Source organism: Pseudodesulfovibrio sediminis (assembly GCF_020886695.1).
Taxonomy (GTDB): Bacteria; Desulfobacterota; Desulfovibrionia; order Desulfovibrionales; family Desulfovibrionaceae; genus Pseudodesulfovibrio; species Pseudodesulfovibrio sediminis.
In genome coordinates this window covers 2039553-2064416 of sequence record NZ_AP024485.1, presented here as the reverse complement: position 1 = coordinate 2064416, position 24864 = coordinate 2039553, and the positions used below count along the sequence as shown (strand labels likewise).

25 protein-coding genes are annotated in these 24864 nt (G+C 56.1%); 15 read left to right on the top strand and 10 right to left on the bottom strand.

Going from position 1 to position 24864, the window contains the following annotated elements; translation table 11 throughout:
• Nucleotides 1–89: 89 nt before the first annotated feature.
• Both SRBAKS_RS09930 and SRBAKS_RS09925 read right to left on the bottom strand, forming a co-directional pair.
• Nucleotides 90–2294: a TRAP transporter permease gene (locus SRBAKS_RS09930; RefSeq protein ID WP_229590722.1), complete on the bottom strand. Its 2205-nt coding sequence runs from the start codon at nucleotides 2292–2294 to the stop codon at nucleotides 90–92.
• 216 nt (nucleotides 2295–2510) lie between these two features.
• Nucleotides 2511–3479 (bottom strand): TAXI family TRAP transporter solute-binding subunit, encoded by a 969-nt coding sequence (locus tag SRBAKS_RS09925; RefSeq protein ID WP_229590721.1) that lies wholly within the window; start codon nucleotides 3477–3479, stop codon nucleotides 2511–2513.
• A gap of 371 nt (nucleotides 3480–3850) precedes the next feature.
• Here SRBAKS_RS09925 and SRBAKS_RS09920 point away from each other — a divergent pair, with 371 nt between their 5' ends.
• The gene (locus SRBAKS_RS09920; RefSeq protein ID WP_229590720.1) at nucleotides 3851–4609 is read left to right on the top strand and encodes an RNA methyltransferase; all 759 of its coding nucleotides are present in this window, start codon (nucleotides 3851–3853) and stop codon (nucleotides 4607–4609) included.
• Nucleotides 4610–4641: 32 nt separating this feature from the next.
• On the opposite strand, the gene SRBAKS_RS09915 is transcribed toward SRBAKS_RS09920, so the two are convergent.
• The 3 genes from SRBAKS_RS09915 to SRBAKS_RS09905 all read right to left on the bottom strand — a co-directional run bounded on the left by SRBAKS_RS09915 (nucleotide 4642) and on the right by SRBAKS_RS09905 (nucleotide 8522).
• Nucleotides 4642–7059: an EAL domain-containing protein gene (locus SRBAKS_RS09915; RefSeq protein WP_229590719.1), complete on the bottom strand. Its 2418-nt coding sequence runs from the start codon at nucleotides 7057–7059 to the stop codon at nucleotides 4642–4644.
• 192 nt (nucleotides 7060–7251) lie between these two features.
• Nucleotides 7252–8043, bottom strand: a complete 792-nt coding sequence (locus SRBAKS_RS09910; protein ID WP_229590718.1) for a GGDEF domain-containing protein — start codon at nucleotides 8041–8043, stop codon at nucleotides 7252–7254.
• A 20-nt stretch (nucleotides 8044–8063) separates the two neighbouring features.
• A complete protein-coding gene (locus tag SRBAKS_RS09905) occupies nucleotides 8064–8522 on the bottom strand; it encodes a hypothetical protein (protein ID WP_229590717.1) in 459 nt (152 codons plus the stop codon).
• Between the two features lie 164 nt (nucleotides 8523–8686).
• Between SRBAKS_RS09905 and SRBAKS_RS09900 the strand changes: the two genes are divergently transcribed.
• The 3 genes from SRBAKS_RS09900 to SRBAKS_RS09890 are packed head-to-tail and all read left to right on the top strand — an operon-like array spanning nucleotide 8687 to nucleotide 10536.
• Nucleotides 8687–9118, top strand: coding sequence for a hypothetical protein (locus tag SRBAKS_RS09900; protein WP_229590716.1), 432 nt, complete (start codon nucleotides 8687–8689; stop codon nucleotides 9116–9118).
• Nucleotides 9119–9132: 14 nt separating this feature from the next.
• Nucleotides 9133–9699, top strand: a complete 567-nt coding sequence (locus SRBAKS_RS09895) for a hypothetical protein (protein ID WP_229590715.1) — start codon at nucleotides 9133–9135, stop codon at nucleotides 9697–9699.
• Nucleotides 9700–9732: 33 nt separating this feature from the next.
• Nucleotides 9733–10536, top strand: coding sequence for a nitroreductase family protein (locus SRBAKS_RS09890; protein ID WP_229590714.1), 804 nt, complete (start codon nucleotides 9733–9735; stop codon nucleotides 10534–10536).
• A 79-nt stretch (nucleotides 10537–10615) separates the two neighbouring features.
• On the opposite strand, the gene SRBAKS_RS09885 is transcribed toward SRBAKS_RS09890, so the two are convergent.
• Complete coding sequence (locus SRBAKS_RS09885) at nucleotides 10616–11197, bottom strand: hypothetical protein (RefSeq protein WP_229590713.1); 582 nt, start codon at nucleotides 11195–11197, stop codon at nucleotides 10616–10618.
• 421 nt (nucleotides 11198–11618) lie between these two features.
• Nucleotides 11619–12110: a 3D domain-containing protein gene (locus tag SRBAKS_RS09880; RefSeq protein ID WP_229590712.1), complete on the bottom strand. Its 492-nt coding sequence runs from the start codon at nucleotides 12108–12110 to the stop codon at nucleotides 11619–11621.
• Nucleotides 12111–12542: 432 nt separating this feature from the next.
• Between SRBAKS_RS09880 and SRBAKS_RS09875 the strand changes: the two genes are divergently transcribed.
• A complete protein-coding gene (locus SRBAKS_RS09875) occupies nucleotides 12543–13682 on the top strand; it encodes a hypothetical protein (protein WP_229590711.1) in 1140 nt (379 codons plus the stop codon).
• Nucleotides 13683–13793: 111 nt separating this feature from the next.
• Nucleotides 13794–14138, top strand: coding sequence for an Hpt domain-containing protein (locus SRBAKS_RS09870; RefSeq protein ID WP_229590710.1), 345 nt, complete (start codon nucleotides 13794–13796; stop codon nucleotides 14136–14138).
• A 69-nt stretch (nucleotides 14139–14207) separates the two neighbouring features.
• Here SRBAKS_RS09870 and SRBAKS_RS09865 read toward each other — a convergent pair whose 3' ends face one another.
• On the bottom strand, nucleotides 14208–14783 hold the full coding sequence (locus SRBAKS_RS09865; protein WP_229590709.1) for an OmpH/Skp family outer membrane protein: 576 nt from the start codon (nucleotides 14781–14783) through the stop codon (nucleotides 14208–14210).
• A gap of 317 nt (nucleotides 14784–15100) precedes the next feature.
• Here SRBAKS_RS09865 and SRBAKS_RS09860 point away from each other — a divergent pair, with 317 nt between their 5' ends.
• The 3 genes from SRBAKS_RS09860 to SRBAKS_RS09850 all read left to right on the top strand — a co-directional run bounded on the left by SRBAKS_RS09860 (nucleotide 15101) and on the right by SRBAKS_RS09850 (nucleotide 19121).
• The gene (locus tag SRBAKS_RS09860; RefSeq protein ID WP_229590708.1) at nucleotides 15101–16726 is read left to right on the top strand and encodes a flagellar hook protein FlgE; all 1626 of its coding nucleotides are present in this window, start codon (nucleotides 15101–15103) and stop codon (nucleotides 16724–16726) included.
• Between the two features lie 156 nt (nucleotides 16727–16882).
• On the top strand, nucleotides 16883–18238 hold the full coding sequence (locus SRBAKS_RS09855) for a tetratricopeptide repeat protein (RefSeq protein WP_229590707.1): 1356 nt from the start codon (nucleotides 16883–16885) through the stop codon (nucleotides 18236–18238).
• Between the two features lie 4 nt (nucleotides 18239–18242).
• Nucleotides 18243–19121 carry a carbohydrate kinase family protein gene (locus tag SRBAKS_RS09850; RefSeq protein ID WP_229590706.1) on the top strand — a complete coding sequence of 293 codons (879 nt, stop codon included), beginning with the start codon at nucleotides 18243–18245 and terminating at the stop codon, nucleotides 19119–19121.
• Nucleotides 19122–19172: 51 nt separating this feature from the next.
• On the opposite strand, the gene SRBAKS_RS09845 is transcribed toward SRBAKS_RS09850, so the two are convergent.
• Both SRBAKS_RS09845 and SRBAKS_RS09840 read right to left on the bottom strand, forming a co-directional pair.
• Entirely contained in the window at nucleotides 19173–19649 is a 477-nt protein-coding gene (locus tag SRBAKS_RS09845; RefSeq protein WP_229590705.1) for a DUF3124 domain-containing protein, read from the bottom strand.
• Between the two features lie 63 nt (nucleotides 19650–19712).
• Nucleotides 19713–20447, bottom strand: a complete 735-nt coding sequence (locus SRBAKS_RS09840; protein ID WP_229590704.1) for a sulfite exporter TauE/SafE family protein — start codon at nucleotides 20445–20447, stop codon at nucleotides 19713–19715.
• Between the two features lie 119 nt (nucleotides 20448–20566).
• On the opposite strand from SRBAKS_RS09840, the gene argJ reads away from it, so the two are divergent.
• The 6 genes from argJ (at nucleotide 20567) to mlaD (ending at nucleotide 24841) form a co-directional block, all read left to right on the top strand.
• Nucleotides 20567–21748: a bifunctional glutamate N-acetyltransferase/amino-acid acetyltransferase ArgJ gene (gene argJ, locus SRBAKS_RS09835; RefSeq protein ID WP_229590703.1), complete on the top strand. Its 1182-nt coding sequence runs from the start codon at nucleotides 20567–20569 to the stop codon at nucleotides 21746–21748.
• A 9-nt stretch (nucleotides 21749–21757) separates the two neighbouring features.
• The gene (dmpI, locus tag SRBAKS_RS09830) at nucleotides 21758–21955 is read left to right on the top strand and encodes a 4-oxalocrotonate tautomerase DmpI (protein WP_229590702.1); all 198 of its coding nucleotides are present in this window, start codon (nucleotides 21758–21760) and stop codon (nucleotides 21953–21955) included.
• An 11-nt stretch (nucleotides 21956–21966) separates the two neighbouring features.
• On the top strand, nucleotides 21967–22581 hold the full coding sequence (locus tag SRBAKS_RS09825; protein WP_229590701.1) for an HD domain-containing protein: 615 nt from the start codon (nucleotides 21967–21969) through the stop codon (nucleotides 22579–22581).
• Nucleotides 22582–22730: 149 nt separating this feature from the next.
• Nucleotides 22731–23537, top strand: a complete 807-nt coding sequence (locus SRBAKS_RS09820; protein WP_229590700.1) for an MlaE family ABC transporter permease — start codon at nucleotides 22731–22733, stop codon at nucleotides 23535–23537.
• A 9-nt stretch (nucleotides 23538–23546) separates the two neighbouring features.
• Nucleotides 23547–24407 carry an ABC transporter ATP-binding protein gene (locus SRBAKS_RS09815; protein ID WP_229590699.1) on the top strand — a complete coding sequence of 287 codons (861 nt, stop codon included), beginning with the start codon at nucleotides 23547–23549 and terminating at the stop codon, nucleotides 24405–24407.
• Nucleotides 24404–24841, top strand: coding sequence for an outer membrane lipid asymmetry maintenance protein MlaD (gene mlaD / locus SRBAKS_RS09810; RefSeq protein WP_430708870.1), 438 nt, complete (start codon nucleotides 24404–24406; stop codon nucleotides 24839–24841). Before SRBAKS_RS09815 ends, mlaD begins: the two co-directional genes overlap by 4 nt.
• Nucleotides 24842–24864: the final 23 nt, after the last annotated feature.

Below are 24864 nucleotides of genomic sequence, written 5' to 3'. Positions count from 1 at the left end.
TTCATGTGGAGCCGTTTCCTTCAAAGTTCATAAAAAAAGGGGGGCCGGATAGCTCCGGCCCCCCCTTGTCAGTGGTGTCTAGTAATGGATCAGGCGGCACTGAAAAGTCTGCGCTTGAGCGGACCGAACCAGATGCCGGACATGAACCAGGAGTAGACAAAGACGCAGGCCATGATGATGGAGAACCAGACCACGATTTCCAGGGGCGCGGCATCCAGGGAAAAGGCCGGAACGTACGCGAACAGGAAAGGAGCCAGGTAGAGGAACTTGGCGAATTTGAACGCGGAGAACGCTGTTCGCCACATGTTGGCCTTGGCAATGGTGGCTCCGGCAAAGGCCGCAATACACACGGGCGGTGTGATATTGGAGTCCTGGGAGAGCCAGTATACGATCATGTGGGCGGCCACTTCGTTGACGCCGAGGTGGGTCAGGGCGGGCACGGCCACGACCGCGGTGATCAGGTAGGCTGCGGTCACCGGGACACCCATGCCGAGAATCAGCGAGGCGAACGCGATGAGCAGAATGGTCATGACCAGGTTGCCGTGAGCCAGCTCAATGACGATGTCGGCAAAGGTCAGCACCAGGCCGGAGTAGGTCAGTACGCCGATGATGATGCCGATGACGCCGACAGTGGCGCCGATCTTGAGTGAGTTGATGGTTCCCATGCGGGCCGCGTCAACAAATCCCCCCAGCTCGTCTTTGAGACCGGAGACAGTCTGCCTGCGATAGGCAAAGAGAGCGGCGGCAACGATCAGACCATAGAGCAGCAGGATACGGCCAGACATGTAAGGTTTGATAGCCGCGGCAGCCTCTTGTCCACCTACCAGGCCGATGCCTTTGATAATCCAGGGGAAGATGACCATGAGGCCCATTATGCACAGGAGTGTGGGGTCGATATGGTGGCCCTTGTCCTTGAACGAGAGACCGATGCAGGCAGCCAGGCCGACGATGGCCGAGTAGCCCGGTGAATACCCTGTGAGCATGAAGAAGGTGATGAGGATCAGGGGCAGAGTGTAGAGCCACTCCTTCTTGAAGATCTCCATGGCGCTATGTTTGTACCGTTCGCCAACGATCTGGTTCTTCTTGGCTTCGTAATGGACCATGACAAAGACCGAGAAGAAGTACATGAAGGCCGGGAAGATCGCCACCAGCATGATGTGCGAATAGGGCAGGCCGGTCATTTCGGCCATGATGAAACCGCCCGCTCCCATGATGGGGGGCATGAACATGCCGCCGATGGAGGCCGCAGGCTCGATGCCGCCCGCGATATGGGGCTTGAACCCCGCCTTTTTCATCATGGGGATGGTGAATGCGCCGGTGGACACGGTGTTGGCGATGGCCGAGCCTGAGATGGACCCGAACAGGCCGGATGCGATGACCGACACCTTGGCCGGTCCGCCGATCTTGTGTCCGACAGCCGCCAGCGGGAAGTCGATGAAGAACTTCTGTGCGCCGCATTTCTCCAGAAAGGAGCCGAACAGGACAAACAGGATGATATAGGTTGCCAGCACGTTGGCCATGATGCCGAACACGCCGTCCGAGCGGTAGAAGATGGAGGTGCACAGCTCCGGGAACGTTGCTCCGGCATGGGCGATGAGCTCCGGTGCCTGATCGCCGTAGACTCCAAACAGGATCATGGCGAGGCCGATGATGACAAAGACATTGCCGACCACGCGGCGGGCCAGCTCCACGCCGATGAGCACGCCGACCATGGCCATCCATCGGTCGAGGAATGTTTCAATGCCGGTACGGTAGTTAATGGCTTCGAAGTTCAGGATCCAGTAGCCCACCGTCAGCAGTGAAAAGAGGATAAACAGCATGTCGTAGATGCGACCGGCGCCGTTTTTCAGCAGCCGCTGGATGACCAGGGTTGCGACAGTGAGCCCGCCCCACAGGTATATGGCGACGGTGTTGATGGGGACCAGCCAGACGCCTTCGTCCAGTTCTTCACTGTTGCCGAGCAGGGCGACAAAGTGTGAACTCCAGCCCGAGCTGGTGATTTCTGTGTACATCTTTTCAATGCCGAAGGTGGTGTAGATGAAATCGAATTCGGCGAGCATGATGGCCAGCGGGATGATCGCCAGCGGGATGATGAGATAATCGTAAAATTGTGTTGTTCTCGGCCGGGCCTTGTAGATGAGGAAGACCAGAACGTAGGTTATGATAACGTAAATTCCCCGGTGAAACTGGGTGGCGGCAGGTTCGAAAATGGCGGACCAGGAATAGAACAGCACCATGCCTACTGCCAGAAAGTCAAAAAGGAATTGTTCAATCTTATTCAGCTTGTCGTACATTATGCACTCGCGACTGCCCTGATGGCAGCAGTTTGAAACACTCCGTCTCCCACCGTGTCCAAGATCGGAAGCCCTGCCGAATCTGTAATAGCATGGCGCTCACGCGGGAAAGCGTAAAGTTTTCCATTGTAACTGGTTGGTCAAACAAACCCGAAGGTCATTGAAACCGGGCGGATCGAGACCCGCCCGGTTGTCAGAGTTATATGCGAGTGCGGCCTACTTGAGGACGCCCTTTTCCTTCCAGAACTTGATTGCACCGGGGTGCAGGGGGATGACGTTGGGGTCGATGCCCTTGATGCCGTTGGCAACGGACATGTCCTTGAAGGTCTTCTTCTGCTCAAGCATGTGCTTGAGACCTGCATCTGACCAGATGGCGCTCATGAGTTCGTAGACGTGGTCTGCGGACACCTTGGCGTTGGCCACCAGCAGGGCGGAGTCGAAGAAGGAAGGCACGTCGGCTTCCACGCCGCGGTAGGTACCGGCGGGCACGGACAGTTTGCCGAAGTAGGGATATTTTTCGAAATAGCCGGATGCCTGGGCATCGGCGGCCAGGTCGACGAGTTCGATGTCGTTGGTCTGGGCGGCCATGATGACAGCGCCGGACGGGAAGGCGGTGAACAGCCAGAACGCGTCGAGCTGTTCGTTACCGAAAGCCTGGGCCGCGTCGTTGTAGCCCATGGCGTTGCGTTCGATCTTGTCCCAGACGCCCATGTGCGTGAAGAAGAGTTCGCAGTTGGCGAATGCGCCGGAACCGGCATTGCCGACACCGACTTTTTTGCCGGCCAGGTCCTTGGTGGACTTGATGCCGGAGCCTTTGCGAACGACCAACTGGGCTGGGGCACCGTAGAGGTAGCCAACGGCCATGACATTCTTGTATTTGTTGGGGTCATTCTTCATCTGACCGGTGCGGCCGAGGAAGACATGGCCGGCGTACACGGTGGAGAAAGCCACGCGACCGGCGTTGGTGGTGCGGAGGTTTTCAACAGAGCCGCCGGAAGACTGGGCTTTGATGGCGAAGTTGGGGCTGTTTTTGATAGGGCCGAAGACCTGCACACCATTGGCCACGACCTGAAAGGTGCCGCCAGCGGGGCCGCCACCAAATACGTACCGTTTTTTGGCCTGGGCAGAAAAGGACATGCCGAGAACAACGGCAAGCGCCAAGGCCAGAATGAGAATTCGTTTCATTTTTTCCCTCCTAAGGAACCGCAACAGTTAGTGTGGACCGCAACTATTTTTACCGTCGAATGGGTAACGAGGTAAAAAGACACCTCGGTCAAAATATTTCGACCGATAGCTTGTTGTGGCATAGGATGACAATTTATTCAACGATATTTTATCTCTTGCGCGGTCTCTCACATGTTGAATTTATTACAGAATTAATATCATTGACCTTTTTGACTGACCAGTCAGTGAAGCGGGGAAGGAATGCCGCTCTTCCACGTGTCGCGCTTGTCAGGCCCGGCCTCTTCCCTGCCCAAGCGCCCGGTCGCTGTGGTCTTTGACTTCATCCGGCGATGTGCTACATGCCTCCGGTCCTTGCAGCACAGGAGTTAGCAATGCTCGACCAACTCAGAGTGGTTCTCTTTCGCCCCAAATATCCGGAAAACATCGGGTCCGTGGCGCGCGCATGTCTGAACATGGGCGTGTCGGATCTGGTCATCGTGGACCCATACAATTTCAATATGGACAAGGCGTTGCCCCTGGCAACGGCGCATGCTCGGCATGTGTTGGAGACCGCTCCCATCGTGGATACGCTGGAACAGGCCGTGGACGGATGTACTGCGGTGTATGGCACCACGGCGCGCACCGGGGGGTGGCGCAAGGGGATCATGAACCCGGACGCGCTTGCCGGGGTGGTGGACGAGCGGCTGCGAGGCGGCGGTCGGGTCGCCGTGGTTTTCGGCCCCGAAGACAAGGGGCTGACCAATGAGGAGACGAGCATCTGTTCCGGCCTGATGACCATCCCCACTAGTCGGGAAGGCACCTCGCTCAACCTGGCTCAGGCCGTGGTCGTGGTGTTGTATGAATGTTTCAAGCGGTCTCTGGATGCGCCGTTTGTTCCTGACGGTCCTCCTGAGGAGCGGCCGACCACTGTACAGGAACAGGCGACCTTGTTTGACAATCTCCAGGAAACCCTGCTGGCTATTGATTTTCTCAAGGATGACAATCCTGACTACTGGATGCTGCCCGTCAGACGTTTTTTTTCCAAGATCAATCTCAGACGCAACGAATTCAACCTGCTCATGGGCGTGTGCCGGCAGGTGAAGTGGTTCGTCAATGCCTACGGTCCTGACAAGAAAAACGCGGATAAATAATGGGAAGGGCGGGTGTCCCTGCCCCGGTTGGTTTATTCGTCTTCGTCGACCCTGCGTTCTGCTTGCGCCCGGGTCATCTTCTGTTCTGTTTGATCCCTGGTTGAAGTGGTGCGCCGCAGGACCAGCTCCAACGCATTCTCCGATGACATGGGTTCATGGAAATAGAATCCTTGCACGCATTCGCATTTCAGTTGCATGAGCGAGTGGAGTTGGTCCGGTTTTTCCACGCCTTCTGCAATGACGCTGAGGTCCAGTGAGTGGGCCAGGGCAATGACAGCCTTCACGATCTCCATGTTTTCCGGGTCTGTTTTCATGCGGGAGATGAAAGAGCGGTCGACCTTGAGGGTGTCCACGGGCAGCTGCTGGAGCTGGGACAGGGATGAATACCCTGTGCCGAAGTCGTCGATGGAGAAACGGATGCCTTTGGCGCGCAGCCGGTTCAGGATGCGGATGGCGGATTCCGGGTTTTCCATGATGGCGGATTCGGTGATTTCCAGCTTGAGGCTGTCGGGGGAAAGCCCCTGTTCTGTCAGGGCGTTGAGTATCATCGAGTCCAGATCAATGCGGGCAAATTGTTTGCTGGAGAGATTTACGGACATGAACAGGCCCTTTGCGTCAGGGGTCTGTTTTTGCCACTGAGCCAGCGTGCGGAGCGATTCGAACAGTATCCACTTACCAATCTGGCTGATGAGGCCGGATTCTTCGGCCATGGGGATGAATTCCGCAGGCGGGATGTTGCCCCGGTCCGGGTGCTTCCATCTGGCGAGGGCTTCGAACCCGATAATATCCGATCCGCCGAGCTGCATGATGGGCTGGTATGCCACATGGAAGTCGCCTTCCTCCAACCCATGGCGCATGTCGTTTTCCATGGTCAGCTGATCCACTGCGGTTTCGAGCATGCGGTTGGTAAAGACCTTGAACCGGTTGCGCCCCGCCTCCTTGGCGCGGTGCATGGCGATATTGGCGTGTTGCAGGATATCCGCGGCTTTGGTGTTTGGTACGGGACTCAGGACAATGCCGAAGCTGGCGGTCGTCTTGACCTCCTTGCCAAGGAGTCGAAAAGGCTCGGAGAGTTTCAGACGGATGCGTTTGACTATGCGCAGGGCTTCGCCTGGGCTGGAGAGTTCATCCAGCAGCAACACGAACTCGTCTCCACCGAATCGGGACACGGTGTCCAGTCCGCGCATTTCCTTTGACAGCCGGATGGCGGTCTCGGTGAGGACCATATCTCCATAGTGATGCCCCAGTGAATCGTTGACGATCTTGAACCTGTCGAGATCGAGAAAGACCACGGCAAAGAAATAATTCTCACGGCGTCTGGCCCGGCGCATGGCCTGACTGACACGGTCAAGGCAGAGGGTGCGATTGGCGACGCTGGTCAGCGGATCGTGCAACGCCTGGTGCCTGAGTTGCTCTTCCATGATTTTGCGGTCGGTGATGTCGCGGAAGGAGAAGCGGATGCCCAGCGGCTTGTCGCCGATACCGGATACGGAGCGGCCCACCACATTGATCCATCGGGTTTTGCCGTCAGCGGAGTTGATGCGAAAATCAAGGGTTTCCCCCCTGTCGGAGTTGGCCTTGATTATGTAGGTATCCCAGGAGTTCTGATCTTCGGGGATGATGATTTCTCGAAGCAGGTCGGGGTTTTCAAAGAACCGCTCCGGCGGGTGCCCCGTGATACGCAGACAGGCAGGCGAGCTGTACAGGACGGTTTTTTCCGGGCTGACCCAGGCCTCCCAGTCATAGGCGAAATCCGCGATGGTCCGGTAGCGTTCTTCGCTCTCTCGCAGCACACGAACCAGTTTTTCCCGTTGAGACTGTATGTGGATATTCTTTTTTTCGGTAATGGCCGCCTGTCTGAGCACATAGAAAGAGAGCAGGGAGATGAACAGCAGGATGCCGAGGCAGATACCAGCCACCCGGTTGCGGTACATGGCGATTTCATCTTTGATATCGTCCACATAGAGTCCTGTGCCGACGATCCATCCCCAGGGTTTGAACTCACTGACATAGCCGATCTTTTCACTGTTGGAATCCGACTGGTCGTTCCACTGCCAGTAGTAGCGCAGATAGCCGCTCCCTGTTGAGTGAGCGATTTTGGTGAATTCCGAAAAAATGCGTTTCCCTTCGGTGTCCGCGAATTCTGCGAGGTTCTGCCCTTCCAGCTCCGGGCGATAGGGGTGCATGACCATGCGGGAGTTGTGGTCGGAGATCCAGAAATAGTGCCTGCCCATATATCCATATCGCATGGCGCGTATGAATTCCTTGGCCGACAGGCGCGCGGCCTCTTCAGTGGTTTCCCCGCTTTCCACTTTGGTCTGGAGCAGTTGCAGTGTGCCCATGACCGCATTGGTCATCTCCATGATGTTTCGTTTGCGCGAGTCCAGGATGGCGTTTTCCATGCTGGGCAGCAGGTACAGGAAGAGTGAACCTGCAAAGAGCAAAAGCATCAGTACAGAAGGAAGGAGGACTCGAAAGGGCGTATGTTTAACTATACTGGAAAATCGTTTCAGGTGCATTTTTTCCACTCGGCTTTGAGAGAACCAATGCTCTGATGATAACGCAGAAGCCGGGGAAAAGAAAAGGGGATCAGAAAAAAAGGGTTTTTTGTTTTCGGGGGTGGGGCCATTGACTGGGGCGGATCATGTCACCGGGGCGTCAGAGCGGTCGATCACGACCATGTTCTTGCCCCCGTTTTTTGCTCCGGCAAGGGCGGTTTGGAGCCGCTGCATGAATGTGTCGGCCGTATCGTCTGGGGCGGCCTGGGCAACCCCCAATGAGATGGAGAAACGGATTTTGCCTCCGAAAATCTTGTGTCCGACCAATTGGCGGAGTTTCTCGGCTACCATGGCGGCTTTGTCTTCTTCCGTGTGCGGCGCGAGAATGACGAATTTGCCGCCACGCCAACGAAACAGGAAGTCGTTGTTGCGCAACTTCGTGTCAACAAAATAGGCAAGGTTGGCCAGCAGTTTGTCCCCGGCGCTGTATCCGTGTGTCTCGTTGATCTGCTTGAAGTCGTCCACGTCGAAAATGATGCCGGAGAGCTGGTGGCCGTATCGGCGGACATTGCCCAACTCCCGATCCGCCACTGTCTCGAACTTGCTGCGGTTATACGCCTTGGTCAGCTCGTCGAAAATGGTCAGCCGTTCAAGCCGGGTGTTGAGTTGTTCCAGCTCCTCTGCGTCGCGGCCCAGATTGGCCAGGACTTTCTTGAGCATCAGCAGCGCCTGGGCCGCCAGGATAAAGAAGCCCGCCACCATGGAAAGGTAGACCAGGCGCATCATGTTTTCAGGATTTTCAGGCGGGGTGATGAGCAGGGTGTAGACAACGCCGAAGTTGACGCACAACAGCGCTGTCAGCCCGAGTATGCTCAGGATGTATAGGGTCTTATACCGTGTCTGTTCGGCACGTGAAGATCGGTTGTCTCGTGTCATGCTGTGTCTGTCTGGCGAGGTTATTCCAGCGGCGCCTCGTAGGTGTAGAAGAGCCCGCCGGTCTTCATTTCTTCATTGTAATTCAGGTCAATGGAAAAATCGGACCACATCCAGCCGTAGCGTATGCCCACTCCACGGCCGGGGCCGTAGGTCCGCATGAGCATGTCCTTGAGGAAAAACTGGTTTACGCGACCTTCGAAGGCCACGCCCACTCTGTAGAGTTTGCCCTTTTTGAAATAGTAGGCCACGGATTTGATCTTTGCTTCGCCAAGGGTGAGTTTTTCGTCCTGGCGGAAGTAGGTGTTCTTGAAGCCGGCTTCGGCCACCGGGCTCAGCCCTTTGGCGTCACTCAGTTCCATCCCCCAGGTAAAGCCGCGAAAGCCTGTGGGGGGCGGTGTCTCCACATAGTCGGAAGCCATTGCCGGACTGATGAGTGCTGTCAGGATGATCGTCAATATCAGGGCGTGGAGCGTTTTCATGATCGTTTTTTCCTTGTTGGCATCAGGGGAGTGAAACTGTTCAAGAGATGTATATTGTACGGACTCTTGCGCTAAAATCAAGACGGTGGAGTGGGAAAAATAGCACATGTGCAACCCTTTGCCTTTTGTTTGTCATGGACCTCCCCGGTATGCTAGGAATCCGCATGAAGAACGAAACCTTCCTCACTACTCTCATATTGGCCCTCCTTATCCTGCTCGGGTTGTCGGCCTGCAAGGGGGATGACGAGTCCAAACGTCTGGCCGCTCTGGAAGCCGAAGTCGCGTCGCTCAAGAGCGAGATGGCGGCCCGGAACGATGAATTCAAGGCCGAGCTTGTTCGGATTCGCAAGAACCTTGAAGGGATCGAATCGTTGCTCAAGATAGATAAGAAAAGGACCGAGATCAAGGAAGGTGAGCAGTCCGGGGAGTCGACCTCGGATGAAGAGCTGGATGCCAAGGCCAAATCCTTTGTGAACGAGAACCTCGACCGGCTCATGGATTTGACCCGGCAGATGCTCGATTCGATGGAAAAGGAGCTGGATGAACAGATGGATAAACTGAATACCCCAACGCCCCAGCAGGGGGATGAAATTTGATGGAGTTCAACACAATGAAAAAATATATGAAAGGGATTCTGCCCTTGTGCCTGATTCTGCTTTTTGCTGTTGGTTGTGCTAAAAACACAGGTATTACACTCACCTATCCTAATGTCGGCGTGGGTGCTTCCTGTTCCGGGGATATTGTTATTTTGCAGTTTGCGGATAATCGCCCAACCATGGCACTCGGTAAATATTCGGACGGGACACGCATTACCACCGGCACCAACGTGGCTGACTGGGTGGGGTGGGCCTTGTTTGACGAGTTGGAAAAAGCCGGGTGCAAACCCCGGTATCGGACATCCTCCGTGTCTCCGGGTGACGCCATGCTCGTCACTGGCGAAGTGCTCAGCGTGGAGCTGAACCAGACCGGAACCACCACTTATACAGGCAAGGTCACGGTCAAGATCGTCATCACCCGGGCCGGTCAGCGGATTCATGTACAGAAATATGCCAGCCAGGTGGATGACGTGGTTGTGCTCGGGTACGCCAATGAGGCGGACCTCATGGCCGAGACCCTGCGTGGCATCATGACGGAAGCCGTGCCCGTGATCGCGGCCCTTGGCTCCAACCCCATGTAGGGCCTGATTCGTATTGCTTTTTTGAAGGAACCCATGTTCGCAGACAAAACTCTCTGTAAACGGTGCGGCGCCTGTCAGGATGAATGCCCCTTTGACCTCGTTGTCGAGGACAGGGAAGGCTTTCCCAAGCTCCGGCTGGCGGCCAAGAAGACCTGCATCGCCTGCGGCCATTGCGTGGCCGTGTGCCCGGTGTCCGCCATTACGTTACCAGAGATGCCCGTGGCCGAACAGTTGGCCCCGGAGCACTGCCTGCCGCTGGCAAAGGATTTGAAGATATCCACTGAGCAGGCAGAGCAGTTTCTGCGCGGTCGTCGGTCCATCCGCTCCTACAAGGACAAGGTGGTGTCCGAGGATGAACTGGCCCACCTTATGGACGTTGCGACTTTTGCGCCCAGCGCCAAGAACGGCCAGCCCGCCCGTTGGATCGTCACTCGTACGCCTTTGGCCACGCGTCGGCTGGCAGGGTTGACCGTGGAATACATGGCCACCAACTCGGTCCTGCCCGGCGTGGTCAGGAACTGGGAAAAGGGCATCGACAAGATTCTGCACGGCGCACCGCATGTGGCCGTGGCCCACGCTCCCGAAGACGGCTTCAACCCGGCAGAGGACTGTTCCCTGGCAGCCGCCTATCTTGAACTGGCCGCCCATGCCCACGGCATCGGTGCCTGCTGGGCCGGGTTCCTCATGGAAGTGGCCGAAGGGTGTTGCGCCATCCGCGAGATGCTCGGCATCCCCGAAGGCCATGGCGTCTACGCCGCTCTCATGCTGGGCTATCCCAAATACCGGTACAGACGCATTCCCACCCGCAGGGATGTCGAAATCACCTGGCTGGATTAGGCCGGTGATTGTAAATTGTTGCTATGCAGAAAGGCCGCCAACAGGCGGCCTTTCTTATGGTGTGCTCATTTATTAAAGACTACTTCTTTGGCAGGGATTGAGCCAGCTCATCGAGTTTGTCCTTGCGTTTTTCCAACGGCTCGAATCCACTGTTCCCCTCTTCTGTAAACGTACTGACTCCATGGGAGCAAATCCACATGGGATCGTAGTTCTGTTTCAGTGTGCCGGCATACTCTATGGCCGCGACCCGTTCCTGATAGATCAGGCCGCTTTCCTGGTACGAGCCGATATTCTGTTTCAACTCGTCTCCGAGGATATAGTTGAGGTACTCGATGCCCTGACGGGCACTCTTGTCGATACACAGTTTTCGATCAACCATGGCCAGCACATATCCCCGAGTGTACCAGCGCAGGGCTGCCTTGTTGTCTGTAGCATCCAGCTTTCTGGACATGACATAAAAAAATGGAGCTGGGAGTTCGGTGATGTTCTGTTGAATCCATGTCATGATGAATGCATCATATTGCTGTGGAGCGCCTGCGGCAATTCTTGCTGTCAGGTTGTAGTTTCCTTTTGCTATTTGCGCATTCAACACTTTTTCCAGTTGCTGTTCATCGACAATCCGCTTTGATAGTTCCTCTTTGTCGGTAGGGTGTGAGAACATGCTCACATCATCTTTTGAAGTGTATGTGGTGGAGGCGTTATTGTTCGCTTTCTGGCCTATGCAGCCACAAAGAAGAATAAGAAGCAATACTAGTACAGTACGGATAAACATGGATACTCCTTGTCGCGTTAATCACCCACATTACAGGGTAAATCTTTCGTTGATTGTACATGCTGATGTTGTGATGGTTCGTCTGTCAGAGAAAAGTCTCTGTAGTACATACTCTGTAATGTTAAAATCAGTATACGGTAAGAACCTGTAGAGCAATCACTGTTTACAATGGTATCCACTCTATATGCTGTTCGCCAGGTGCTGTGCGTGAGGGTGCTGTTGAAAGCCGACTGTACAAGTCGGATTGGGGGGATAACAAAAAAAGGCCCCGCACAGATGCGGAGCCTTTGAATCAGTCAAGTGTCTGTTGTTATATTTCGAGGAGTGCGGCCTTGATGCTCTTTGAGCCGAACTGACGCGCTTCGCCCTCGTCCCACATGAAGATATCGATGCGCTTGGTAAAGCGCTTGTTCATGAGGTCGTTGATTTCAAAGATGCCATAGCCTTCGATGCGGACCTTGCGTCCGAAAACCCAGCCCTGGTTGAACAGATCGCGTGATACGGCGATGGTGCCGCTGCGAACCTTGCGCATGGATGCCGCGATGAGCGGATCATCGTCACACTGGTCGGTCTGGGGGTTGTATGCGGTGACAGTAACGTCACGGACTGGCGTTGATACGGCTTTTTGCAACAGGCGGGCTTCTTCCACCAGTTCCTTGCGAGCCTCGGCGGTCTTTTGGACCAGCACGAGTTTATGCGTGAGATCGTCGATCTTCTGATCCTTGACGACCACAACCACAGCCATGATCACGAGGACCGCACAGAGGACCGGAGTGAGGGTGTAGTTGATGAGTATTTTCATTATGGATTGCTCCCTTTGTTTTTGACTCGGTGGCATATAGGCGTCGATTTAAACCTTGTCAACTTGTTCCCTGTGCTCTGCAAAGCGCAGACCATGACATGGTATCTTGTTGAATTTATGCTTTATTTTGTGGGTGGATGGCTTTTCGCCCTTAAATGCGAATATGCATGTTGTTGAAATGCTGTCAGTTTTCAGGAATCTGTACCAAGTGTTATTTAGTGTAATTCAATATAGATTGACAGAATAAATATAATATGACCTAATTCATCCTTTCTCATCCAACTATGTAAGGATTAGGTAGGGTTGACGCAGTTCAGAGTACTTCCGACACCACAGGGAGACGCATATTTACTCAGGAGCAAACGGGGAAGTTACCTGCTGGATGGTGGGGTACTTTCCGGGTTTCTGCCTGCACTGTTGCGAGAACGGCAGGTGCGCAAATTACGTGCGGTGGTGTGTACTTTTCCGTCCCCGGAGCGCCTGGGTGGGGTCGTGGACCTCATGGAATCCGGGCATCATGTGTCTGAATACTGGCTTCCGGAGAGCCTCGCGGTCATGACGGAGCATGCCCGGGCTTTCAATGGCGACTGGGCTGGCTGGTGTGCCCGGTGGGGCTGGTCGGTGCCGGCACGCACCCCCGCTCCTGCCCTTTGGGAAACAGAAGCGTCTTCGTCTGACCGGAGCGCACAGGGCGCGGCCATGTTGCTGGGGTTGGGCATGGGGGCGGCCTTTGGCTGGGTTCCAGAAAACGAGATCATGCATGATCCCTTGGAGCTTATGCTGCATCTTTTCGAGGAGGTCGCTGTCCGCGTTGCCGGGCGTTGGGGGCATGGCGCGGAGTCGGTGAGTCACGGCATGCACGCCCTGTGTCGGGTGCTTCCCAGTGGGGGCGACCAACTGGAGCTGGGGATGGTGTGCGGACGAATGCTGTATGCCGAGGCGGCATCCATGCCCATCCAGGAGATGAGTGGGCGCAGGATGGTGGTACAGAGTCTGGCCCTGGCGGCCATGACCGCGTTGCAGAGCCTGCGATGCGCAGCCCGTGTGCGGTTTTTCCGTCAGACCGGAAAGCGCGAAAACCAGTTCATTGCCAATCACCCTTTCAAATGTCTCAACGGGATGGAAGTCCCCTTGCCTCAGCCTTTATCGCGCACGATGACGCCTGCGGCCATGGCCGTGGAGGTCAAAAAGATCTCTAATGACGATGAAGGGCTGGTGTATCAGTACGGCACGGCGGAATGCGGGGTGTTGTTCGGCGGGCACGCCAGAATGGCTTTTCTGAAGAGGGGCACAGCGTTGGTGCTGGACAGGCCCACGGTCATCACCGCCCCAAAGCAGGGAGGGATAGCCATGGAGGCGGCCTATGGGCGCATCGTGTCCAGGCAGCCTGAAAAGGATATCTGGGTGCGCACCCATTACTCTTATAAGAGGCGTGTCTCGAATTTGTTCAGGGCACAGCAGAATACGGTCTGCCTGCATAATTGCATGCACCGCACCGTGAATGAAATCCTCCTCGTTTTTCACGATGGACGCTGGACATGTCTGGCAGGTGGAGGGTGTGTCTGTTCCTGACAGACGGGAGATCGTGAGCAAGCACTTTTGAAGGTGTGATATTCCTTTCCAACCAATTAGACAGATGGTACATCGTGCTAACTATGCAACACCCAGTATGGAGAGAAGCGCATGTCTGACAATCTTTTTGACAAGGCCGAGTTTTTAGCGAGTCTGGCCAATGATGACGAGTTGGCTCGCGATCTTCTTGATGCCTTCCTTGAGGACGGACCGCTTCGAACCGGAAGCATAGAGGCCGCTCTTGAAGCCGGTGACGCCTTGTTGGTGTCCAAGTTGGCCCATTCCCTCAAGGGTATGTGCGGCGTCGTGCGCTCTTCCGATCTTTCAAATCTGGCGCTGAGCATGGAACTGACAGCGAGGAACGGGGACCTGGAAAAGGTGCGCGTTCAATTCGCTCAGTTCGTGCAGCTCATTGATGAGGTGTACGGCTTGATGCACGACTATCTTGAGAACTAACCGGATTATGCAATGAAAAAGGCCTGTCCACAACAGTGGACAGGCCTTTTTTTGTCGTTTGTATGGAACTTATTCTGCGTCGGTCGGAGCTTCTGCAGGGGTCTCGGCCGGTGCTTCAGCCGGCGTCTCGGCCGGTGCTTCGGCAGGTGTTTCCACTGCTTCTTCGGCCGGTGCGGCGGGAGTGATTTCCAGATCGACAGCGTCCATGGCGGCCACGATGTCGGCGGTGATATCAACAGCGTCGCTCATGGAGATGACGGACTGCTTGCTCAGGATGACGGTCAGGCCTTTCTCGGAGCGGTAGGTGTTCAGCACATCATTGAACTTGGCCTCGACCAGAGCGACAACGCGCTGCTGTTCCTGGTTCATGGTGTTCTGCAGTTCACCCATGGCGGCTTTGTATGCGGCCACGGTCTCTTCAGTCTGATTAGCCTGCATGGCCTTGTATGCTGCCTCGGCTTTGGTCTGCAACGGGGTTCCTACTTCCTTGAGATAGTCCATGGCTTTCTTGGCAACCTGGTTGTCCTTGAAAGCAGCAGCTTCGTCCACAATGCCGATCTTGACGCCTGGTTCCTGCTGGTTGCAACCGGCAATAAGGACAAGGCACAAAGCCAGAGCTGTCAGCAAGGGGATGATTCTTTTCATAATGATATTTCTCCATTGTTTCGTTTTGATTCTAACATGTAAAAGTCGCGCAAGCCTATACGCGCCGCCACTTCCTTGCAAGGGGAAACATGAATAATCTGATTCGGTGCAGGTTGTTGCGCATATTCAAGGCCAAAACGGTGTGTTCGGCAGCTTGTGCCGAGCGATTGTTATCCATATCTAATTGAAATGTAAAGTGTATCTATATGGCATGCCACTTGCTCAGTTACTAGGTGAGAAGGAATCGGGAATTTTTTTCCGGGAATGGGTCTCCTGGAAGTTCCCGCCATATCCGGCAGAGTCGGATTGGAGGACGTATGAGTTTTAGCGCATTGTATGTCGGGGCCACGGGTGTGGTCGCCCACAATGAAAATATGCAGGTCGTTGCCAACAACCTCGCCAATGTGAGTACCAACGGGTACAAAAAGGCGGATATGCAGTTTGGCACCCTCATGAGTCAACAGCTCGCAACGGGTGGCGCGCAGTACCAGTCCGGCAGTGTGTCCATGAGTCAGATCGGAAAGGGTGTCGGCATTTCCGAGATTCGGACGATCTTCAAAGAGGGCAGTCTGGCCAATACGAACACCGCCACTGATCTCGCCATCACGGGCGAAGGGTTCTTCGGGGTCTATAATACCGCGTCCTCCGGCAGTGGGTCCGGTCCCACCAACTACACGCGAGCCGGTGCGTTCCGTTTTGACCGCGATGCCTATCTGGTGGACGCCAGCGGGTATCAGTTGCAAGGGTATGCAGTGGACCGAGAGACCGGGGAGATCGCCACCACCGTGTCTGCCATCCAGTTGCCCTACGAGGACCTGACCATAGACGGCGAGGACTACCGGCTGGTCCGGTCGGAGCCGCGAGCCACCACATCCATGGAGATGGTCACCAACCTTGACGCCTCCGGTACGGACACGTTCACAAGCATCAACAATCCATTTTTCGCCATGCACGAGGCCTATGACTCCTCGCTGAGCAACGCCTCCACGCCTTTCGGAGACACGCTGCCGCAATATTCTTCCAGCATTCTTGTTTATGATGAAGATGGCAACGGGCACGACATGACAGTCTATTTTGATCCGGTCAGTTCGGACACGCTGTCCAATGCCGTGCCGGGCTATTCCTATTGGGAATATCTTGTCGCCTTCCCCGGAACCGAGGACGGGTCGGCTGCCTATGGCACCTCCGCCGCCGGGTTGGCCGGAATGGGCGTCCTGACATTCAATGATCAGGGCGAGATGATCGGGCAAGCGGCGTTTTCCCTTAATGAGACTGCCAGCGGCGGAGGCAAGAGCCTCGGGTCGTGGATACCCGCCACCTTTGACGAAGACGGCCTGCCGCAGGTGACAGCGACCTTTGGCAGTAATGGCTCGGCCATCGGCGACGCGCAGACCATATCCTATGATTTCGGCCTCAACTCAGGTGATGCCTCATGGGTCGGGTCCAGTGCGGGAACAGCCGCTTCGGTGGGGTTGAACGTGAACAACCTTCAGGAGATGAGCGGCATGCAGCGCGATGCGCGTGTGACCACCAGTTACGATCTGCCCTCGTCCACCATGTTTCATACCCAGGACGGCTACGCAGAAGGGTATCTGCAGAACGTCAGTGTGGACCGGGACGGCTTTCTCAACGGTCATTTTACCAATGGTCAGGAAGAGCAGATCTACCAGTTGGCCATATATCGGTTCAACAGCCCGTGGGGGCTGAGGCGTTCGGGCAATACCAACTTCGTGGAAACGGCCGCCTCAGGCAACGCCATCGAAGGAACGGCCGGGGATCGTGGCCGGGGTGTCATCAACCAGAACACCCTGGAGGAAAGCAACGTCGACATGGCCGAGGAATTTGCCAAGATGATCATTACCCAGCGCGGGTTCCAGGCCAATACCAAGATCATTACCACGGCGGACGGGCTGCTGAACACCGCCATTTCCACCAAGCGATAGCCGACAGGAACAGTAAACGCATACGACCGCCGTCGGGACATTCCCGGCGGCGGTCGCGTGTGTTTGGGGTGCCTGTCACCCCCGTTCCGTTTCTTGAATTCCCCTGTCAAACCGGATAGAGACACGGGAACGTCAGGTAACCCAAGGAGCGTATCCGTGACAGACCCCAGTGAACACCGTAGCCAGGCGACTATCATGAGCGCCATTTCCGCAGTGGAGAACGAAGCTCCCGGCGGGGCCGAGGCCCTGTACATGGCCGCCATGCTGGCGGATTCTCCGCTGCCATACGATTTTGCCCTGTCCATTGACGGCACGGCTCACAATCCCTCCCTGATCAACCCGGCCGCCGCGTTTTTCGCGGCTACGGCCACCATTGATCCGCTGGTTACTCGCGATCTGATCGTTGTGGATGCGGACAGTCAGATTTTTCAGCTCAAAGAGGATGTCAGGACGACCCTGCGCAACGCCATGGACGATGCGCAGGCCCGAGAATGGGCGAGTCGCGCCCTTTACGCCATGAACCTCGTGTTGCCCGATGCCGAACCACAGCATTGGAACACGGTGCAGTGGCTCATGCCCCATATCGAGGTCTGCCGCGCGCTGGTGACCGAACTCGATGTGAACACCGCCGCGGCCAACCGTGTGCTCCATCAGACCGGTTTTTCCCTGTATCACCAGGAGCGGTATCAGGACGCCATCGGATTTCTGGAGGCGGCCATGGCCGTGGACGTGGCGTTCAAGGGGGAGCAGCACCCGGATATCGTCGCCGACATGGAGGGGCTGGGCACGGTGCACTGGGCAGCCGGTGACCTGACCCGCGCCGAACAGACCTTTGCCGCCTGCCTTGAATTGCAGAAGACGATTTTTACCGAAGACAATCCGGCCACGGCCCCGGTGCTCAACAGTCTGGCCGTGGTACGTCAGGGGCTGGGCGATTATTCCGGTGCAGAGGCGACCTTTGAGGAGTGTCTGCGCATCCTGCGGTTGGCGCATGATGACGCGCACCCGGCCATCGCATCCTGTCTATCCAACATGGCGTTGTTGTACGAGGCCATGGACCGTCTTGATGAAGCCCTTGAGCTGGCCAGGAAATCCCTTGGCATTAATCGGGCGCTGTTTGGCGACATGCACCCTGATGTGGCTGAAGATTGTACCACTGTTGCCCTGTTGCTCGATCGTCTGGGAGATAGCGCCGGTGCCGAAGAACACTTCCGCGCCAGCCTGCATATTCGCGAACAGGTCTTCGGCTCCCAGCACCCGGAGACCGCTCAGGCCCTGTGCAATCTGGCATTGCTCCTGGCCTCGGGAGAGCGTCGGGACGAAGCCTTTGATTACTATGACAAGGGGTTGGCCGCTTACGAATCCGCGCTGGGCCCGAACCATCCGCTCATGGAATCCGCTCTGGATAATTTCATCGCACTTCTTGAAACCGTGGTTGCCACGCCGGGCAGCGATGCCTTCCGCGAACGTGCAGAGGCCCGGTTGCAACAGATCGTGGAACGGGGGGGGTGATCGAATGAAACATTTCCTTGCCATCGGTCTCGGCGAGATTCTCTGGGATGTGTTGCCCGACACACGGCTGCTCGGCGGTGCGCCCGCCAACTTCGCCTATCAGGTCAATGCGCTCGGCGGCGCAGGGGTGCCTGTTTCCCGATTGGGTGATGACGCCCTGGGTCGTGAAGCGCTCTCCATTCTGGTCGCAAAAGGGGTGATCGTCGACGCGGTTGCCGTGGACCCGGAGCACCCCACCGGCACGGTGGATGCGCTGGTGGATGACAAGGGCGTGGCCACCTATGTTTTTCCGGATGACGTGGCCTGGGATTTCATGGGCATGGATGACCTGGCCCTGTCGTTGGCCGCCAAGGCGGATGCGGTCTGTTTTGGTACGCTGGCCCAGCGTTCTGCCACATCCCGCTCTGCCGTGCAGACATTTCTTGACGCCGCACAGGGTGCGCTCAAGGTGTATGACATCAATCTGCGGCAGCACTTTTATTCAAGGGAGATCATCGAGTCTTCCCTCGGGCTGGCCGATGTCCTCAAAATCAATGATGACGAACTCTCCCTCGTTGCGGAAATGTTCGCACTGCCTGCGGATGAGCAGGATGCGCTGGCGGCGTTGCGGGAGACCTATGATCTGCGTCTGGCCGTCTTGACCCGTGGGGAGAAGGGGAGCCTGCTTCTTTCTCGTGAAGGCGTGTCTGATCTGCCGGGCCAGCCCACCAGGGTGGTGGACACCATCGGGGCGGGGGATGCCTTTACCGCTGCGCTGGTGCTGGGATATCTCTCCGGCTGGTCATTGGATGCGATCAATCGAAGGGCCACGGACGTGGCGGCCTTTGTCTGCGGTCAGCCCGGCGCCATGCCGGAAATGCCTGAAAACCTGCGCATTCTCTAGCGAGTTCGTTCCGTCCGGTCAGCCCGAGTCCGTATGCTCGCACTGTAAGGATTAATCTTCTTCGACGACCACACCGTCGCAGACAAAAGAGATGCCCAGCGTGGAGGCCGTGCCGATCATGACGGCCTGGATGATGGGAGTCGTGACCGTGTCTGTGCCTTTCCACTTGACCGTGAAGTTTGCGCCGGAGCCACCGGAAATGTCGCGTTCCGGGACATGGAATTCCCCTGTAGACATGGGACCGATGACCATCGGTTCAACAATATGTTCCTTCACGACCACGCCTTGGGAATCGTAATATTTGACAGACGTCACCACGATGGAATGCATTGCGTCCACATTGCGGATGGAGAGCAGGGCGGACAGGTTGTACGGTCTGCCTTTGATGCCCTGGTAGATGTGCGAATACACCGGAACATATACGGTCTGGCCGTTGGCCTTGTTCAGCTGGCGTCCTGCAAAAGCGGGCATGACCAGACAGAGGCTGAGGGCCAGGGCCAGAAAAAGGCGAAGATTTGAGAGGCGCATGGGAAGCTCCTTGGAGTTCGAATTCAGCACAAGAATGCACTGTCAGTGTTCTTATTGCAAGAGTTACAGTATGGCACGAACCACGAGGCCGAGGCCGAGCAGGGTGATCATGGTCAGCATCACTTTGCGAAAGACGGCTTCGGGCAGGATGCGTCGCACGCGACCGCCAAGCCATATGCCCGCTCCGACAGGGAGAGTGCCCACTGCGGAGATGAGCATGACTTCGGTGTTGACCAGCCCCAGTTTGCCAAGCCCCAACAGCATGATCAGGCTTGAGATGGTGAACGAGGTGTTGATGGCCTGAACCAGCTCGTCCTTGGTGATGTCCAGTGACATGAGGTAGGGCAGGATGGGCATGATCTGTGAGCCGGTCAGGCCGTTGACCAGTCCGGTCAGCAGCCCGATCGTCGAATCCAGCAGTGGCGAGTGCTCAAGGCGCGCGGTACCGCCCCACAGGCCCCAGCTTCCGTAGAGGACCATGGACACACCAAGCACGGTCCGGGGCAGGACGGTGTCTCCGCTGCCGAGTATCCAGAGACCGAGTATGAGTCCGGGGATGCAGGTGGCGTACAGAATCCGGAAGCGCTTGAAGATGGTCACGAAGCCGCCCGCGTCTATCATGACCATCGTGTTGGAGATCAGGGAAGGGATGATGACCAGCGGGATGGCCAGCCGCAGGTCGATATAGGTGGCCATGATGCCCAGGCAGGTGGTGGCGAAACCGAGACCTGCCGTGCCTTTGAGAAAGGCGGCGAAGAAAAAGGTGGCAAGGATGCAGGCGATGATGAGTGGTTCCATTTCAATTGAGTCAGTACACCCTGGTCGGGATCCTGGCAACGGATTCCCTCTTTCCACTTGGGCAACTCTGCGGTATGGCATGGGCACTGTAGAGAAATACCTGTTTTGGAGTACCGACAATGAATATACCCAAGGGATACCGGTTCGGCGCCGTGGCTGCTTCCTTCAAGAAGCAGGGCAAGCTTGATCTGGGAGCCATCGTCAGCGACACCCCGGCTGTGGCCGCAGGCGTGTTCACCACCAATAAATTCAAGGCAGCACCGGTCCTGCAATGTCAGGAAATGCTGAATACGGGCCGAAAATTTTCCGGCTTTCTGATCAACTCGGGACAGGCCAATGCCTGCACCGGCGACCTGGGACGCGCCAATTGTCGCGAGACCCTGAATCTGGCTGCCAAGGCGCTTGATGTCCCGGCTGACGAACTGCTGCCCGCCTCCACAGGGGTTATCGGCGCACAGTTTGATATGGACAAGTGGGAGGCGGCCATGCCCGGTCTGGCCCAGTCCATGACCGTAGACTCTGCCGAAAACACGGCCAAGGCGATCATGACTACGGACACGGTGCACAAGCTGGCCGGTGTGACGGTCTCGCTGGCAGGGGGCGATGTGCGCCTGCTCGGCATGTGCAAAGGCGCGGGCATGATTTCCCCGAAAATGGCGACCATGCTGTCTTTCATTACCTGTGATGCCGCCATTGACGCCGCTGCCTGGAAAGCCATGCTGGTGGATTGTGTGGATCGGACCATCAACCGCGTGACCATTGACGGCGACACCTCCACCAATGATTCTGTCATTGCCCTGGCCAACGGTGCCTCCGGTGTGGACGTCGCTACCGATGAAGATCGTGAACTGTTGCGCGGTGCGCTGCATACGGTCCTTGAAGAGCTGGCATACAAGATCGTCATGGATGCGGAAGGCGGTACCAAGGTCGCCTTTATCGAAGTCTCCGGCGCTCAGTCGGATGCGGACGCCGAGCTGGTGGCGCGGGCCGTGGGCAATTCGCCGCTGGTCAAGACCGCGCTCTTCGGCTCGGACCCCAACTGGGGCCGGATCATCTGCGCGGCCGGTTACTCGGGTGCGGAGTTTGCGGCCGAGGACCTCAAGCTTGAGATCGGCGGTGTGCTTGTCTTCCAGAATGGTACCCCCGAACCCGGCGATATGGATGATCTGCTCGGTCCCATAATGCGCAAGCGGGACATCGTCATCGGTATCGAGCTGGGCACCGGTCCCGGCGCGTGCCGCCTGCTGGCCAGCGATCTGACCAGAGAATATATCAGCATCAATGCGGACTATCGGAGCTAGGAGAAAGGCATGCCCATACTCAGAGTGGAAACCTGGGCCGGGATATCCAGGGAACAGAAGCGCGACTTTGTCGAGGTCCTGACCCGCGAGTCCGTGCGTATCCTCGACTGCCCGCCCGAAGCCGTGACAGTCATTATAGAAGAAGTCCCCAAGGAAAACTGGGGCGCCGCAGGAGAACTCTGTTCCGAGCGGTTTCCAGACACGTAACCGAGGACCTGATGGAAAATATGAAAGGGCGCGACAAACTGACGCGCATTGTGGATTTTTTTAATGAATGCGGCATGCTGCGAAAAACACCGCGCACGGGATACCAGTTTTTGGGGACCGGCAGCGAGACAGTGGCAGAGCATTCCTTTCGAACAGCGGTCATCGGTCACGTTCTGGCGTTGATGGCGGACGCGGATGTGGCCAGGACCACGTACATGTGTCTGTTTCATGATCTGCACGAGGCGCGTACCGGCGATTTCAATTACGTGAACCGTATCTACAACAACTCCGACCGGGTTCAGGCGCTCAAACACGCCACGGGCGGGACGGGATTGGAAGAGGATATCCTGGGGTACTGGGATGAGCTGGAAGAGACCGTGACTCTGGAAGCCCGGTTGGCTCAGGATGCGGATCAACTCGATTTCATCCTTATTCTCAAGGAAGAGTTCGACATGGGCAACGCCTATGCCGGACAATGGCTGGAAAGCGCCGTGCAGCGGGTTCGTACCCAGTGGGGGCAGGAAATAGCTGAAGCCATTACCAAAACGGACCACAAGGATTGGTGGTTTCTGGGGCCGGACCCTGAGTGGTGGATTCGGAAAAATGGCAAGAACAAGAAAAAATAGATTTTTTGCCGACAAAGGACAGAAAACGATTCATTCTATCTATCAGTAATGGTAACCTACTTGCAGAAGAAGTATGAATTGAGTACATAGCGGAAGCTTATATTTTTTAATCTTTAATAGGTAACTCAATCCGCTGGAGCGGGGAGACGATGGCAGAAAAAGTTCGTGAAATAGCGATGCCGAAAATTTTCCCCTGCAAGATATGCAGGAACGTTGTGGACGAAGCGGGAGGTCTCTTCCTCTTTTTCCTCGATGCCTTGCGTCTGGTGTTTGCCGGATGGGGCCAGTTCCACAAGATCGTCCGGCAGATATATTTTATCGGTGTCCAGTCCATCTCGGTCATCGCTCTCATCGGGCTGTTCTCCGGCATGGTCATGGGCATGCAGCTCTATTTTGCCCTGTCCGCCTTTGGTGCGGACGGCTTTTTGGGCGCTGGCGTTGCCTTGTCCATGGTTCGCGAGCTTGCGCCGGTGCTCTCCGCCATCATGCTCACCGGTCGGGCCGGTTCGGCCATGACCGCCGAGATCGGGGTCATGCGCATCTCGGAGCAGATCGATGCCCTGACCATTATGGACATCAACCCCATGCGCTATCTGGTGGCTCCGAAGTTGGCCGCCTGTATCATCAGCTTTCCGTTGCTGACCGCATTTTTCAATCTTATCGCCCTGTGGGGCGGGTGGCTGACCGGTGTCAAACTGCTGGGAGCCAATGCCGGTGTGTACTGGGCCCGCGTGGATGGTTCGCTGAATTGGAGCGACATCGAAGGCGGGTTTATCAAGTCCATTGTGTTCGGCCTGGTGGTCTGCACCATCTGCTGCTTTGAAGGATATTACACGCACCTCCGTTCCGGGCATGCCGGTCCCGAGGGCGTCAGCCAGTCCACGACCAATGCCGTGGTCAAGTCGTGTGTTGCCATCCTTGCTGCGGATTATCTTTTGACCTCCTTGCTGTGGTAATGGTGAACTATGGGATCTGCACCGGGTATACGACTTGAGAATCTGACTGTGGGCTATGGCGGCAAACCCATTATCAGTGATCTGAATATTACTTTTCCGGGTGGAGAGTTGTCCATGATTGTTGGTGGTTCCGGCTGCGGCAAGTCCACCGTGATCAAGCACATCCTGCAACTCCAGCCGCCTATTTCCGGTAAGATTTTCGTGGGTGAGAATGATCTCAGCCAGATGTCGCGCAAGAAGATGCACTGCATTCGTCAGCGTACCGGCGTGCTTTTTCAGGATGGTGCCATGCTCGGGTCTCTGAAGGTCAAGGACAACGTGGCTCTGCCTCTGCGTGAGCATACACGGCTCGGTGATGAGCAGATTATGCACATTGTGCAGGATCGCCTTGAGCTGGTGGGGCTGGGACACGCCATGGAACTCTATCCCAACGAACTTTCCGGGGGCATGCGGAAACGGGCCGGATTGGCCCGCGCGCTGGTCATGGACCCGCAGGTGCTCTATTGCGACGAACCCACTTCCGGGCTGGATCCGGTCATGTCCGCAGAGTTGGACCAACTCTTGCTTGAAATGATGTGTCATTTTGACATGACTATGGTCGTCGTCACCCATGACCTTGCGAGCATGCGCGCATTGGCTGATCATGTGGTCATCCTGGGTGAGGCGAAATGCCTGTTTCAGGGATCGCTGGAAGAGCTTGAAGTAACGACCGATCCGTACCTGCGCAATTTCCTGGACAGGACCACTGATGAGCGGGATGCCCCCAGGCTGACCCTGCCTCCATTGGACCCGTCCATGATGAAAATCGACTGCAATAAGGTACTTGACGTGAAAACCACGATCCGAAAGGATAACAGGTGTTCAAAATGAAGAAAGAGACCGCTGTAGGTATTTTTGTGATTATGGGCCTGTTGGCCGTGGTGTACATGTCCGTTAAACTGGGCAATGTGCAGCTCTTCTCGGACAAATACTATCTTGTCAAAGCGGGTTTTTCGGATATTACCGGCCTCAAGGTCAATGCTCCGGTTCAGATGTATGGTGTTGAAATCGGGTTTGTCAGTGATATCGGGCTGGATCAGAAGAAAGGCATGGCCGTCGTGTCCATGATGGTTTCCAAAGAGGTGGAGCTCACGGATGACGCCATTGCAGCCATCAAGACCAATGGTCTGATCGGTGACAAATATCTGAAGCTCGTGCCCGGCGGCCTGGGAGATCCGGTCAAACCCGGTGATACCCTCTTTGACACGCAGCCGGCAATTGATCTGGAAGCCTTGATCAGTAAGTTTGCTTTTGGTGAAATATAAGTTGGAATTTAAGGAAGATATAT

Bases quoted from the DNA above. Each gene is read 5' to 3' on its own strand.
- SRBAKS_RS09930 (WP_229590722.1), bottom strand. From the start codon at position 2,294: ATGTACGACAAGCTGAATAAGATTGAACAATTCCTTTTTGACTTTCTG.
- SRBAKS_RS09925 (WP_229590721.1), bottom strand. From the start codon at position 3,479: ATGAAACGAATTCTCATTCTGGCCTTGGCGCTTGCCGTTGTTCTCGGC.
- SRBAKS_RS09920 (WP_229590720.1), top strand. From the start codon at position 3,851: ATGCTCGACCAACTCAGAGTGGTTCTCTTTCGCCCCAAATATCCGGAA.
- SRBAKS_RS09915 (WP_229590719.1), bottom strand. From the start codon at position 7,059: ATGCTTTTGCTCTTTGCAGGTTCACTCTTCCTGTACCTGCTGCCCAGC.
- SRBAKS_RS09910 (WP_229590718.1), bottom strand. From the start codon at position 8,043: ATGACACGAGACAACCGATCTTCACGTGCCGAACAGACACGGTATAAG.
- SRBAKS_RS09905 (WP_229590717.1), bottom strand. From the start codon at position 8,522: ATGAAAACGCTCCACGCCCTGATATTGACGATCATCCTGACAGCACTC.
- SRBAKS_RS09900 (WP_229590716.1), top strand. From the start codon at position 8,687: ATGAAGAACGAAACCTTCCTCACTACTCTCATATTGGCCCTCCTTATC.
- SRBAKS_RS09895 (WP_229590715.1), top strand. From the start codon at position 9,133: ATGAAAAAATATATGAAAGGGATTCTGCCCTTGTGCCTGATTCTGCTT.
- SRBAKS_RS09890 (WP_229590714.1), top strand. From the start codon at position 9,733: ATGTTCGCAGACAAAACTCTCTGTAAACGGTGCGGCGCCTGTCAGGAT.
- SRBAKS_RS09885 (WP_229590713.1), bottom strand. From the start codon at position 11,197: ATGTTCTCACACCCTACCGACAAAGAGGAACTATCAAAGCGGATTGTC.
- SRBAKS_RS09880 (WP_229590712.1), bottom strand. From the start codon at position 12,110: ATGAAAATACTCATCAACTACACCCTCACTCCGGTCCTCTGTGCGGTC.
- SRBAKS_RS09870 (WP_229590710.1), top strand. From the start codon at position 13,794: ATGTCTGACAATCTTTTTGACAAGGCCGAGTTTTTAGCGAGTCTGGCC.
- SRBAKS_RS09865 (WP_229590709.1), bottom strand. From the start codon at position 14,783: ATGAAAAGAATCATCCCCTTGCTGACAGCTCTGGCTTTGTGCCTTGTC.
- SRBAKS_RS09860 (WP_229590708.1), top strand. From the start codon at position 15,101: ATGAGTTTTAGCGCATTGTATGTCGGGGCCACGGGTGTGGTCGCCCAC.
- SRBAKS_RS09850 (WP_229590706.1), top strand. From the start codon at position 18,243: ATGAAACATTTCCTTGCCATCGGTCTCGGCGAGATTCTCTGGGATGTG.
- SRBAKS_RS09845 (WP_229590705.1), bottom strand. From the start codon at position 19,649: ATGCGCCTCTCAAATCTTCGCCTTTTTCTGGCCCTGGCCCTCAGCCTC.
- SRBAKS_RS09840 (WP_229590704.1), bottom strand. From the start codon at position 20,447: ATGGAACCACTCATCATCGCCTGCATCCTTGCCACCTTTTTCTTCGCC.
- argJ (WP_229590703.1), top strand. From the start codon at position 20,567: ATGAATATACCCAAGGGATACCGGTTCGGCGCCGTGGCTGCTTCCTTC.
- dmpI (WP_229590702.1), top strand. From the start codon at position 21,758: ATGCCCATACTCAGAGTGGAAACCTGGGCCGGGATATCCAGGGAACAG.
- SRBAKS_RS09825 (WP_229590701.1), top strand. From the start codon at position 21,967: ATGGAAAATATGAAAGGGCGCGACAAACTGACGCGCATTGTGGATTTT.
- SRBAKS_RS09820 (WP_229590700.1), top strand. From the start codon at position 22,731: ATGGCAGAAAAAGTTCGTGAAATAGCGATGCCGAAAATTTTCCCCTGC.
- SRBAKS_RS09815 (WP_229590699.1), top strand. From the start codon at position 23,547: ATGGGATCTGCACCGGGTATACGACTTGAGAATCTGACTGTGGGCTAT.
- mlaD (WP_430708870.1), top strand. From the start codon at position 24,404: ATGAAGAAAGAGACCGCTGTAGGTATTTTTGTGATTATGGGCCTGTTG.